Consider the following 12,702-nt stretch of genomic DNA (forward strand, 5'->3'; position numbering starts at 1 on the left):
CTTGATCCCCGGATCGGGTGATCGTCAGGCCGGTGACTGCCTGTCATCGTCACTCTCGGTACAGGCGGCTCGACGCCGCCCGCGAGACCTGGGGGAACGAACATGTCAGCACCCGTGCGCCGTGCGGCCGCACCCCTGCGCGCCGTCGCCGGAGCGCTCAGCCTGCTCCTCGTCGCCGGCGTCCTCGGCCTGCTGGTGCCCGCCGCGGCCCGCGCCGACTCCGCGCCGCTGAGCCCGGCCACCCCGGCCACGGTGACCGCCGACGCCCTCCCGACCGTCCAGGTCGACGGCGTCGTGTGGTCGCAGGTGACCGTCGGCGACACCGTCTACGTCGCCGGGAGGTTCGGCACCGCCCGGCCCGCCGGCGCGGCCCCCGGCACGCAGCTGACGACGCGCAACAACCTGCTCGCCTACGACATCCGCACGGGCGCGCTCGTCACGTCCTTCGCGCCCGACCTCAACGGCCAGGCGCTCACCGTGGCCGCCTCGCCCGACGGCCGGCGCGTCTACGTCGGCGGCGACTTCACCCGCGCCAACGGCCAGGTCCGCAACCGCGTCGCCGCCTACGACACCGCCACCGGCGCGCTCGTGCCGAACTGGGCGCCCAGCGTCGCCGGCCAGGTGCGCGCCCTCGCCGTCACCGGCAGCACGGTCTACCTCGGCGGCGCGATCTCCGCCGTCGGCTCGGCCAGCCGCACCCGCCTCGCTGCCGTCACCACCGCCACCGGCGCGCTGCTGCCGTGGGCGCCCGTGCCCGGCACCGGCCCCACCACCGGCAACCGGCTGCCGCTGTTCGACGCCGCCGGCAAGCCGCGGCCGGGCACGCTCGACACCGCCGCCAACGCGCGCACGAGCAACGACGTCCTCGCCCTCGCCGTCACCGGCGGCGGCACCCAGGTCGTCGCGGCCGGCCGCTTCTACTCGATGAACGGCGCCGTGGCCACGGGCGTGGCCGCCCTCGACCCGGTCAGCGGCGCCAACCGGCCCTTCGCGGTCAACCAGCAGATCACCAACCAGGGCATCAACTCCGCCGTCTACAGCCTGTCCACCGACGGCACCACGGTCTACGGCACCGCCTACGACTACTACGGCCCCGGCAACCTCGAGAGCGCCTTCGCCGCGACCGCCGACGGCGGCCGGCTGGTCTGGGCCAGCAGCTGCCGCGGGGACACCTACAACAGCTTCCCGATGGGCGGCGCGCTGTACCTGGCCTCGCACGCCCACGACTGCGCCAACGTCATCGACGGGTTCCCCGAGCAGAGCCCCCAGGTGCACCGGCACGCGACCGCCTTCAGCCGGGCGGCCGCGGGCAGGGGGCTCGGCTTCACCGTCAGCAACGCCAACTTCGCGTTCGCGCCGGCGCCGGAGCTGCTCGCCTGGCACCCGACCCTGACCATCGGCAGCGTCACCGGACAGGACCAGGCCGCGTGGTCGATCACCGGCAACGGCACCTACCTGTCCTACGGCGGCGAGTTCCCGAAGGCCAACGGCACCGCGCAGCAGGGCCTCGTGCGCTTCGCCGTCACGGGCACCGCGCCCGGGAAGATGGCGCCGTCGTCCGGCGGCCTCACCCCGTCCCTGGTCAGCACCGCGCCCGGCACCGTCCGCGTCAGCTGGACCGAGAGCGTCGACCCCGACAACGAGAACCTCACCTACCGGATCTACCGCGACGGCGGGACGACGCCGGTCGCCGAGGTCACCTCGCCCTCGACCTGGTACGACCTGTCCCGGATGGCCTGGACCGACCGGGACGTGCCCGCCGGGGCGCACACCTACCGGATCGGCGTCGTGGACCCGCAGGGCAACCGGAACACCGGGCCCACCGCGTCGGTGACGGTCGCCGCCGGCACCACCGTCACCCGGTCCTGGGCCGAGCTGGTCCGGGCCGACGGCGCCAGCGACCTGTGGTCGTTCGGCGAGACCTCCGGCACCGGCTGGAACGCCGTCGGCGGCTCCGACCTCACCGTCAACGCCGGCGTGACGCGGGGGACCGCGGGCGCCATCGCCCAGGACGGGAACACCGCCGCCACCTTCTCCGGCTCCACGAGCGGCTTCGCGGCGTCGCAGACGCGCATCCTCGGCCCGCAGACGTTCAGCCTCGAGGCGTGGTTCTCCACCACCACGCGCGCCGGTGGGAAGATCGTCGGCTTCGGCAGCTCGGCCACGGGCCTGAGCGGCAACCACGACCGCGCCGTCTACATGGACACCGCGGGCCGGCTGAACTTCGGCCTGTGGCCCGGCGCCCAGCGCGTCGTGACCAGCTCCACCGCCTACAACGACGGCCGCTGGCACCACGTGGTGGCCACCGTCGGCGCCACCGGCATGACCCTCTCCGTCGACGGCCGCCAGGTCGGCGCCCGCACCGACACCACCGGAGGCCAGCCCGGCTACGGCTACTGGCGCATCGGCGGGGACAGCACCTGGTCCGGCGCGCAGTTCTTCGCCGGCCGCATCGACGAGGTCGCCGTCTACCCGGTCGTGCTGGACGCGGCCCGCGTCGCCGACCACTTCCGGGCCGGCAGCACCGGCGCGGTGGTGAACCTGGCCCCGACGGCCTCGTTCACCTCGGCGGCCACCGACCTGACCGCCGCGTTCGACGCCTCGGCCTCGGCCGACGCCGACGGCACCGTCGCCGGCTACGCCTGGCGGTTCGGCGACGGCGCGACCGGCACCGGCGTCACCGCGAGCCACGCCTACGCCGCGGCGGGCACCTACCCCGTCACGCTGACCGTCACCGACGACGAGGGCGCCACGGGCACCCGCACCGCGTCGGTCACGGTGACCGCGCCGCCGCCGAACGTGCTCCCGACCGCCGCCTTCACGGCCGCGGCCGCCGGCCGCACCGTCACGCTCGACGCGTCGGCCTCCGCCGACGCCGACGGCGCCGTGACCGGCTGGTCCTGGGCGTTCGGCGACGGCACCCGCGACAGCGGCCGGCAGGTCACGCACGACTACGCCGCCGACGGCGAGTACGCCGTGACGCTGACCGTCACCGACGACGACGGCGCGACGGCCACCGCGACCCAGCGGGTGACCGTCCGCTCGGGCGTCCTCGTCGCCGACGCCTTCGACCGCGAGGTCACCGGCGGCCTGGGCGCCGCGGCCACCGGCGGCGCGTGGTCGTCGTCGGCCGGCCCCACCCGCCAGTCGGTGACCGGCGGCGAGGCCGTGCTCTCGACCACCGCGGGCACCAACACCGGCGCGTACCTCGGCGCGGTCGCGGCGACGTCGGCCGACGTGCGCACCACGGTGACGCTCTCGTCGGTGCCCACCGGCACGGGCGCCTCGGTCTACGTCGTCGGGCGCCGCGTCGCGGCCGGGCAGGAGTACCGGGCCCGGCTGCGGTTCCTGACCGACGGCAGCGTCCGGCTGGCCGTCGTCCGGCTCGCCGGCGGCGCCGAGGCCCTCGTCGGGGCCGAGGTCGCCGTCCCCGGCCTGACCTACACCGCGGGCACCCCGCTGGCGGTCCGTCTGGTCGTCGACGGCACGGGCACCACCACGCTGGCCGCCTCGGTCTGGGCCGCGGGCACGGCCGAGCCGGCCACCCCGCTGGTGGAGCGCACCGACGCCACCGCCTCGCTGCAGGCGCCGGGCGCGGTCGGGCTGCTGGGGTACCTCTCCGGCGGCGCGACCACCCCGGTCGCGGTCCGGTTCGCCGAGCTGACCGCCGCCCCGGCCGGCGCTGCCGGCGCCCCCGGCGGCCCGGCCGCCAACGCGGCGCCCGAGGCGCGGGTCTCGGCCACCACGACCGGCCTGACGGCGGCGCTGGACGGCAGCGGCTCCACCGACACCGACGGCACGGTGGCCGGCTGGGCCTGGGAGTTCGGCGACGGCACGGCCGGCACGGGAGCCCGCGTGGAGCACGCCTACGCCGCGGCCGGCAGCTACACCGTCCGGCTCACCGTCACCGACGACGCCGGCGCGACGGCGACCACCACGACGACGGTCGAGGTGACCGCCCCGGCCGGCCCGGTGGCCCCGCAGCCCTTCGCGGAGGACACCTTCGCCCGCGACGTGGCCGGGGGCCTGGGCACCGCCGACCTGGGCGGCGCCTGGACGGTCTCGGCCGGTGCGGCCCGCCAGTCGGTGTCGGCCGGGACGGCGACCCTCGCCCTGACCGCCGGCACCAACACCGGCTCGTACCTGGGCGGGGTCGCGCAGACCCGCGCCGACGTGCGCACCACGGTCACCCTCGGCGCGGCCCCGACCGGCGGCGGCGCCTCGGTGTACGTCGTCGGCCGCCGGGTGGGTGCCGACCAGGAGTACCGCGCCCGCCTGCGCCTCCTCGCCGACGGCACCGTCCGCGTGGCGGTCACCCGGCTCGCGGGCACCGGCGCCGAGACCATCGTCGGCACCGAGGTGGTCGTGCCGGGCCTGTCCTCGACGGCGGGCACCCCGGTGGCGGTGCGGTTCGTCGTCGACGGGACCGGCACGACGGCGCTGGCGGCCACCGTGTGGGCCGCCGGCCAGGCGGAGCCCGCGACGCCGACGCTGACCCGCACCGACACCACCGCCTCCCTGCAGGCGCCGGGCGCGGTGGGCCTGTCCGGCTACCTCTCGGGCAGCGCGACGACGCCGGTCCCGGTGCGGGTGACGGCCTTCTCGGCCCGCCCGGTCGCCTGACCCGCAGGGGTGACGCCCGGTCCCGGTACGCCGGGGCCGGGCGTCCGCGCTGTCACCATCGGCTGGTGAGGGGACTGCTGCGCCGGCGGGTGACCGGCGCCCTGGCCGGCCAGGTGACCCAGGCCGTCGCGGGGCTCGGCCTGCAGGTCGTCGCCGCCCGCGAGCTGGGCGCCGGCGGCCTGGCCGTCTTCTCCCTCGTGTACGGCGCGGTAGTGCTGGCCACCGCGGTCTGCAGCGGCCTGGTCGGTGACTCGCTGACCGTCCTCGACCGCACCGAGCCGCGGGTGCGCGCGGGCCTGCACGTGGCCGCCGCGGGCGTGTGCGCCCTCACCGGCGCCGGGGGCGCCGCCCTCGCCGTGGCCACCGGCCTGCTGTCGCCGGCGGGCGGGGTGCTGCTCGGCCTGGCCGCCGCGGCGTTCGTCCTCGAGGACGTGCTGCGCCGCCTGCTCATGGCCGCGGGCAGGTTCTGGTCGCTGCCCGCCGTCGACCTCACCGCGCTCGCGCTGTCGCTCGGCACGCTCGCCGCGTGCGCCGCCGCCGGGCCGCTGTCGCTCGGCTCGTTCGTGCTCGCGCTGCTGGCCGGGCAGGGCGGCGCGGCCGCCGTCGCGCTGGCGCTGCTGCCCGCCGTCGAGCGGCCCCGGGGCCCGTGGCGCCGGCCCGACCTGCGCGCCGTCGCCGCCTTCGGCGTGTGGCGCGCGGCCGCCCAGGCGATCCGCCCCGCGCTGCTGACCGTGCTGCGCATCGCGGTGGTCGGCCTGGCCGGTGCGGCCGCCTACGGGCCGCTGGAGGCCGCGCGGGTCTACACCGCCCCGGCGCTCGTCGTCGTCGCCGGCCTCGGCTCCTACCTGCTGCCGGCCTTCGCGGCCGGGGTCGCCGACGGCGCCGCCGCGGGGCTGCGCCGGGCCGACCGGGCCGCGCTGCGCCTGGCCGCCGCGGTCGCCGTCCTGGGGGTCGCCGTCGTGGCCGCGCAGCCGCTGGCCGGGCCGCTGCTGACCGGCGGGGACTACCCGCTGCCGGTCGCCGCCGTCGCGGGCTGGTCGCTGTACGCGGTGGCCTCCGCGCTGCTGCTCCCGTACGCGGGGCTGGCGTCGGTGCTGCGCCGGCAGCGGCAGGTGCTCCTGCTGCGCGGGCTGGAGCTGGGCTCGCTCGCGCTGGTCGTCGGCCTGGCCGCGGGCGGTGCGGCGGTGTGGGCGCCGGCGGCGCTCGCCACCGGCCCGCTGCTCGTGGTCTGGGCGCTGCGCCGGCGGGTGCTCGTGCCGCTCGCGCGGACGCCGGAGCCCGCCCCGCCCGTCCCCGTCGGCTAGCGCCGCTCAGCGCGGACGGCGTCCACGGCGGCGACGACGTCGGCGCGGTAGCGGGCGGGGGAGAAGCGGCGCACCGCGGACTCCACGCCCGCCGCGGCGAGGCGGGCGGCCAGCGCCGGGTCGTCGAGCAGCGAGGCGACCGCGTCCGCCAGCGCCGCGGCGTCGCCGGGCGGGACGAGCAGCCCGTCCTCGCCCGACGTGACGATCTCCTGCAGCCCCTGCACGGCGGAGGCGACCACCGGCCGGCCGGCCAGTTGCGCCTCGACGGCGGTGTTGCCGAAGGGCTCGGCGCGCGAGGGCACGAGCACCACCTCGGCGTGCTCGAGCGCGGGCCAGGTCGGGTCGGTGTAGCCGGAGAAGACGACGGCGCCCGCGAGGTCGGGCCGCGCCGCCCGCTGCCGCAGCCGCTCCTCGAACCACTCGTAGCCGGGGAACACCGCCCCGCAGAGCTCGAGCTCGACGTCGTGGCCCCGGGCGCGCAGCAGCGCGAGCGCCTCGACCGCGACGTCGGTGCCCTTGCGCTCGGAGAGCCGGCCGACGAGCACCAGACGGCGCGGGCCGGTGCCGCGGCCGGCGGGCGCCGGTTCCCGGCCGGGGCCGGCCACGCCGTTGTGCACCACGCGGGTGCGGCGGCGCAGCGCCGGCACGGCGCGCACGAGGACGTCCCGCGCGGCGCCGCTGTTGGCGACCACCGAGCGGGCCAGCAGGACGGGGGCGTTGAGCAGCAGCGCGACCGGGCGCGGCAGGCCGTCCTCGGCCTCGTGCACGTGGCACAGCGCCGGGCGGCCGGCGAGGCGCGCGGCCACCAGCCACAGCGGCACGGTGACGGTGTTGACGTAGACCGCTCCGGGCCGCAGGTCGCGCAGCAGCGCGACCATCGCCGGCAGCGCGCGCAGCGAGCCGCCCGCGAGCGCCAGGAGGCCGCGGGGCCGCAGCAGCGCCTTGCGCAGCACCGGGACCGGCAGGACGGTGACCTCCGCGCCGGCGGCGGCGAGGCGGGCGACGAGCGGGCCGGGCGCGGGCAGCGTCACGACGACCCGCCGGCCGGCCTCCACCAGCCCGGCGACGCTCTCGACGAGCTGCAGGTCCGAGCCGTACAGGTCGGCCGACGGGTGGGCCACCAGGACGGTGCTCACGCGGACTCCTCCCGGGGGCGGGTGCCGCGCTCGGCGGCGAGGGACACGGCGGCGAGCAGCAGGAACGCCGGGGTGGCGTCGAACAGGCCGCTCTCGAGCAGGCTGCGGCCGGCGAGGAAGAGCAGCAGCCCGAGCAGCAGCGGGCGCAGCGGGCCGGTGGTGCGGCGCGCGCCGGCCGCCGTCCACACCAGCCAGCCGGCGGCCACGACCAGCCCGAGCAGCCCGGCCTGGACGAACACCGACACCCAGCTGCTGTCCAGCGGCTGCTCGGTCCACCACTGGCCGCGGACCCGGATGACCTTCACCGACAGGCCGCCGCCGAACACCGACTGCCACAGCGAGTCGGCCCAGGTGCGCGCCGCGCCCCACGCGACCATGCGCGACTCCAGGGTGCCGACGCCGTCGCCGTCGCGGCTGGCGAAGGCCCCGAGCAGACCGGTGCCGAGCGCCACGCAGGTGCCGGCCGCCGCCGCGAGCAGCCCGCCGACCACGGCCCACACCGGCGGGCGCCGCACGGCCGCGAGGACGACGGCGAGCCCGAGCAGGAGCATCGCCAGGCCGGTGCGCGAGCCGGTGGCCCAGACGACGCCGAGGGCGGCGACGACGGCCAGGCCGACCGGCCACCGCCCGCCGTCGCAGAACAGCCGCCAGGTGCCGACGAGGACGACGACGCCGGCGAGCAGGGCGAGCTCGTTGGGCGCCAGCGGCGGCACGCCGCCGGCCAGCCGGCCGGTGGCGGCCGCCGACGGGAGCCCGGTGACCGCGGCCGCGGCGGCCACCAGGCCGCAGGCGCCGGCCAGGGACAGCAGCACCGACCGCGCGTCGGAGGACCGCATGAGCAGGAAGACGGCGAGCGCGACGACGACGACCCGCCCGGCGACCATGCCGCCGGCGAGCGGCGTCCCGGCGGTCAGCGCCCCGAAGACCGAGCCGCCGAGCAGCGCCGCGAGCACCCACAGCGTGCCGGTGCCGACGCGGCTGCGCGGGCCGGCCGCCGCCGCGAGGAGGGCCAGCACCAGGGCCAGGGCGCTGATGGCGGCCTTGGCCAGCACGACCGGGTCCAGCGACCCGGAGAAGTACGTCCCGCGGCGCCAGCCGACCGTGGCCGCGACCAGCAGGAGCGCGACCAGCAGCCGCCCGGCGGGCCGGCGCAGCAGCGGCGTCCGGGGCCCCCGGGCCGGGGCCGCCGCGGTCCCGGCCCCCGCGACCGGGAGCGCGGCGGCCGTCACCGGATCAGCGCCGCGGCCGCGCGCTGCCGGCGGCGGCCGGCTGCCGCTGCCCCGTGGCGGGCGCCTCGGGTGCGGCGGGCACGGCGGGCCGGGCGTCGGTGGGGGCGGCCGCCCGCGGGGTCCGGGTGCGCGGCACGACGGCGAGGGTCGGGGCGGTCACGCCGGCGGCGGCGAGGATGGCCCGCATCTCCGCCAGCTCCGGGGCGGTGGTGCCGCCGGCCGGGATGACGAGCACGAGCGGCTGGCGCCCGTCGGCGGCGCGGCGCCACAGCCGCATCGGCGCCCGCGGGTCGGCGACCTCCAGGTGGACGCGCGCGCCGTCGGCCGGCCGCGACTCCCCGGGGCCGGTCACCACGGTCGGGGTGCCGCGCCCGGTGAGCAGCGCGGCGACCTCGCCGGCCAGGGCGCGGGCCGCCGGCACGCCGGGGAGCCCGGGGGAGGTGAGCACGGCGGTCACGGGCGCGTCCTCGGCGGCCAGCCGGAGCCGGCGGGCCAGCACGTCGGCCGGGCGCGCGGTGAGCGCGCCGGCCCGGCGGACGCGGTGGCCGGTGAGCACCTCGGTCCCGTCCCCGCCCCAGGCGGCGCGGACGTCGGCCGCGGTGAGCAGGCGGTCGTCGGTGCGGCTGCGCAGCACGGCCAAGGCGAGGCCGACGAACAGGCCGCCCAGGAGGCCGAGGGCCAGGATGTTGGTGACAGCCGGTGACGACGGCGCGGTGGGGACGGCGGCTGGGTCGGTCACCGTCAGGGTCACCGGGCGGTTGCCCGACGACGGCGTCTCCAGGTCCTCGACGACGTCGGTGACCCGCTCGGCGACGGCGTCGGCGATCGCCGCGGCGGCCTCCGGGTCGCGGTCGGAGACGCTGATCTCCACCTGCGAGGTGTCGGCCGGGTTGGTCGCCTCGACGCGGGCGGCGAGCTCCGGGACGGTCAGGCCGAGCTCCAGGTCGTCGATGACCGGCTCGAGCACCGAGCGGCTCACCACGACGTCGGGGTAGCTCTTCACCCGCTGGGCGACGAACTGCCCGCTGTTGGGGATCGAGGGGGAGACCGCCACGAACACGCGGGCGGAGGCGGTGTAGGTCCGCGGCGTCACGGCGACGACGACCGTGGCCAGCAGGACGCCCAGCACCGTCACCCCGACCCAGGTCCGCCAGTGGCCGCGCAGCGCGGCGAGGTAGTCGCGCAGTTCCATGTCCGTCCCCCCGGGTGCCGCGCGGGCCCCGCCGGAGACCCGGGGCGCCGCGGGCCGGCGGCGCTCCGCCGGCTCTGCTCCCCGCGACGCTAGGTGCGGTCCCGGGGCGCCGGACCCGGTCGGCCGGACGCCGTCATCCGTCCGGGGGAGACCGCCCCGCCGGGGGCCGGCGGTCGCCCACCCGATGGGGTGGACCTCGGCCGACGGTCACGCTGAGTGACCGGAGTGGTCGTAGCGTCCCGTCCGTGCCGCGGCTCGCGGCCTCAGGGGGAGGGGACCTCGACATGACGGTGATCGGCTACGCGCCCGGTGCCTACGACCTGTTCCACATCGGGCACCTGAACATCCTCCGGCACGCCGCCGCGCACTGCGACCGGCTGATCGCCGGCGTCGTCGCCGACGAGGTGCTGCTGGAGACCAAGGGCCGGCTGCCGGTCATCCCGCTCGCCGAGCGCATGGAGATCGTCGCGAGCCTGCGCTGCGTCGACGCCGTCCACGCCGAGACCGTCCCCGACAAGCTCGACACCTGGCGCGAGGTCGGGTTCGACGTGATCTTCAAGGGCGACGACTGGCGCGGGACGGCCAAGGGCCGGCGCCTCGAGCGCGACTTCGCCTCGGTCGGCGTCGAGGTCCGGTACTTCCCGTACACGATGCACACGTCGAGCACCGTGCTGCGCCGGGCGCTGTCCGCCATCGAGGCCGGCGAGGCCGGCGTGCGCGCCGCCGCCCTCACCTCCTGACGCCGCCGCGGGCCGGGGCCTCCCGCACCCGGCCGCGGCGCACCCATACTGCGCACCGTCCGCGCGCGGGCCGCGCGGCGGGAGGAGGCGGCCGGTGTACGCCAGCGTGCGTGACGTCCCGGCGACCGGGACGCCCGGCACCGGCAGCAGGCGGGTCGGCGGGACGGTCCTCGCCCTCGGCACGGTCAGCCTGCTCACCGACGTCTCCTCGGAGATGGTCGCGGCGGTCCTGCCGGTCTACCTGACGCTGACCCTGGGGCTCTCACCGCTCGCCTTCGGCGTCGTCGACGGCCTGTACCAGGGGACGTCGGTGCTCGTGCGGCTCGGCGCCGCGGCGGCGGCCGACCGGTGGCGCCGGCCCAAGGCCACCGCCGTGCTGGGCTACGGCCTGTCGGCGCTGTGCAAGCTCGGGTTGGTCGTGGCCTCCGGCGCGGCGGCCATCGGCGCCGTCCTCGCCGCCGACCGCACCGGCAAGGGCCTGCGCACCGCGCCGCGGGACGCGCTCATCGCCGCCGCCTCCCCGCCGGGGGGCCTGGGCCGGGCGTTCGGCGTGCACCGCGCGATGGACACCACCGGCGCCCTGCTCGGCCCGCTCGTCGCCGTCGCCCTCCTGCTGTGGCTGCCCGGCGACTACGACAGCCTCTTCCTGGTCAGCGCGGTCTTCGCCGTCCTCGGCCTGGCCGTGCTGGTCACCTTCGTCCCCGAGCGCACCCGGGTGGCCGGGGCGCCGCCGGTCCGCTGGCGGCAGGTGACCGCCCTGCTCGCCGACCGGCCCGTGCGGCGGGTGGCCGCGGCCGGTGCCGTCCTCGGCCTGCTCACCGTCACGGACGGTTTCGCCTACCTGCTGCTGCGCGAGCGCGGCGCGGTCGAGGCGGCGCTGTTCCCGCTGCTGTTCGTCGGCACCGCCGGGGTGTACCTGCTGCTCGCCGTCCCGCTGGGCCGGCTGGCCGACCGCGTCGGCCGCGTGCCGGTGCTCCTCGCCGGACACGCCGCGCTGCTGCCGGCCTACGGGGGCCTGCTGCTGCTCCCGGACGCCGGGCCGTGGCTGGTCGCGCTCGTCGTCGGGGCGCTCGGCGTGTACTACGCGGCCACCGACGGAGTGCTCGCCGCGCTGGCCGCGGAGCTGTCGCCGGAGGACGTGCGGACGTCGGGCATCGCGCTGGTGCAGACGGCGGTCGCGGCCGGCCGGTCGGCGTCGGCGGTGCTCTTCGGCCTGCTGTGGACCGCCTCGGGGCAGTGGCCGGCGCTGGCCGCGTTCGCCGTCGCCCTCGCCGTCGCGCTGCCGGCCGTCCGGTGGTCGCTGCGCGGCCTGCAGCGGGTGGCGGCGTGACCGGCGACCGGGGCCGCGCCGCGCCCGCCCGCCGCCGGCTGCTCGTGTTCCTCGCCGTCGTGGCGCTCTGCGTCGGCGGCACGGTGACCTACCTCCTCGTGCAGCGGCAGGGCGACGTCGAGGCCGCGGCCGCGGCGGCGGCGGACGAGGCCGGGCGCGAGCGGCTCGCCGTCGCGGACGTCCAGGCCGTGCCGCACGTCGTCGTCCGCAGCACCGAGCCGGGCCCGTCGTCGGGCTCCGTCGCGCTGGTGCCGCTCGACGACCCCGCGGGGCCCCGGGCGGTCCTCGACCTCGCGTGCGACCGGGTGGCCGCCGCGCGCGGGGCCGCCGTCTGCCTGCAGACGCTGCCCGGGATCGTGCCCGCGTACCGCGCCGTCTTCCTCGACGGCGAGTACCGGGAGACCGGCTCGGCCGACCTCCCCGGCCTCCCCAGCCGGGCCCGGGTCTCCGCGGAGGGCAGCTACGCGGCGACGACGGTCTTCGTCACCGGGCACGCCTACACCGACGCCCAGTTCTCCACGGAGACGGTGGTGACCGACCTCCGCGACGGCGACCCGACGCCGCTCGGGAACCTGGAGTCCTGGACGGCGACGTGGGCCGACGGCACCCGGGTGGACGCCGAGGACCGCAACTTCTGGGGCGTGTCCTTCGTCGGGGACGGGCCGGGGTTCTACGCGACGCTCGGCACGGGCGGTGCCCGCCACCTCGTCCGGGGCGACGCCGACGAGCGGACGCTGACCGTGGTCGCCGAGGACGGCGCCTGCCCCTCCGTGTCGCCGGACGGGTCGACGGTCGTCATGAAGGAGACCGACCCCGTCTCCCGGGCGGCCGTCCTGACCGCCTACGACGTGAGCACAGGCGAGCGGACCCGGATGGCCGAGGGGCGCGCCGTCGACGACCAGGTGGCCTGGTGGGGCGACCGCGTCCTGTACGGCGTCGGCAGCGGTCTGGCGGACAGCGGGGCAGCGGACGTGTGGGTGGCGGATCCCCTGGGAGGCGGACAGCCGGCCATCCTGGTCCCGGACGCCTCGTCACCGTCCGTCGTCCTCCCCGGGAACTGATCCGTCCTGGGCGTCGTCACGCTCTGTTCGGCATCCGCGACGCGGCAGGAGGGACCTAGGTCCTGACCAGCAGATTCGGCGCGCAGA

At 78.2% G+C, this 12,702-nt stretch carries 8 protein-coding genes; 5 read left to right on the plus strand and 3 right to left on the minus strand.

Annotated features, from left to right (window positions below; genetic code table 11):
• Window positions 1-102: 102 nt before the first annotated feature.
• Together BUE37_RS03000 and BUE37_RS03005 are read left to right on the plus strand one after the other, a co-directional pair.
• A complete protein-coding gene (locus BUE37_RS03000) occupies window positions 103-4,623 on the plus strand; it encodes a PKD domain-containing protein (RefSeq protein ID WP_073418585.1) in 4,521 nt (1,506 codons plus the stop codon).
• Between the two features lie 65 nt (window positions 4,624-4,688).
• Window positions 4,689-5,927 (plus strand): hypothetical protein, encoded by a 1,239-nt coding sequence (locus BUE37_RS03005; protein WP_245794260.1) that lies wholly within the window; start codon window positions 4,689-4,691, stop codon window positions 5,925-5,927.
• Here BUE37_RS03005 and BUE37_RS03010 read toward each other — a convergent pair.
• Genes BUE37_RS03010 through BUE37_RS03020 form a run of 3 tightly spaced genes read right to left on the minus strand, consistent with a single transcriptional unit; the run spans window position 5,924 to window position 9,484 of the window.
• Window positions 5,924-7,063, minus strand: a complete 1,140-nt coding sequence (locus tag BUE37_RS03010; RefSeq protein WP_073418586.1) for a glycosyltransferase — start codon at window positions 7,061-7,063, stop codon at window positions 5,924-5,926. The two genes, BUE37_RS03005 and BUE37_RS03010, sit on opposite strands and share 4 nt — an antisense overlap.
• Window positions 7,060-8,292 carry a hypothetical protein gene (locus tag BUE37_RS03015; RefSeq protein WP_073418587.1) on the minus strand — a complete coding sequence of 411 codons (1,233 nt, stop codon included), beginning with the start codon at window positions 8,290-8,292 and terminating at the stop codon, window positions 7,060-7,062. The genes BUE37_RS03010 and BUE37_RS03015 overlap by 4 nt, the downstream gene beginning before the upstream one ends.
• 4 nt (window positions 8,293-8,296) lie before the next feature.
• On the minus strand, window positions 8,297-9,484 hold the full coding sequence (locus tag BUE37_RS03020) for a YveK family protein (RefSeq protein WP_073418588.1): 1,188 nt from the start codon (window positions 9,482-9,484) through the stop codon (window positions 8,297-8,299).
• Window positions 9,485-9,729: 245 nt separating this feature from the next.
• Between BUE37_RS03020 and BUE37_RS03025 the strand changes: the two genes are divergently transcribed.
• The 3 genes from BUE37_RS03025 to BUE37_RS03035 all read left to right on the plus strand — a co-directional run bounded on the left by BUE37_RS03025 (window position 9,730) and on the right by BUE37_RS03035 (window position 12,615).
• Window positions 9,730-10,224, plus strand: a complete 495-nt coding sequence (locus tag BUE37_RS03025; RefSeq protein WP_245794261.1) for an FAD synthase family protein — start codon at window positions 9,730-9,732, stop codon at window positions 10,222-10,224.
• 94 nt (window positions 10,225-10,318) lie between these two features.
• Window positions 10,319-11,554: an MFS transporter gene (locus BUE37_RS03030; protein ID WP_073418590.1), complete on the plus strand. Its 1,236-nt coding sequence runs from the start codon at window positions 10,319-10,321 to the stop codon at window positions 11,552-11,554.
• Window positions 11,551-12,615 carry a TolB family protein gene (locus BUE37_RS03035; protein ID WP_073418591.1) on the plus strand — a complete coding sequence of 355 codons (1,065 nt, stop codon included), beginning with the start codon at window positions 11,551-11,553 and terminating at the stop codon, window positions 12,613-12,615. The genes BUE37_RS03030 and BUE37_RS03035 overlap by 4 nt, the downstream gene beginning before the upstream one ends.
• The last annotated feature ends 87 nt before the right edge of the window (window positions 12,616-12,702 follow it).

The organism is Geodermatophilus nigrescens, assembly GCF_900129495.1.
GTDB classification, from domain to species: Bacteria; Actinomycetota; Actinomycetes; order Mycobacteriales; family Geodermatophilaceae; genus Geodermatophilus; species Geodermatophilus nigrescens.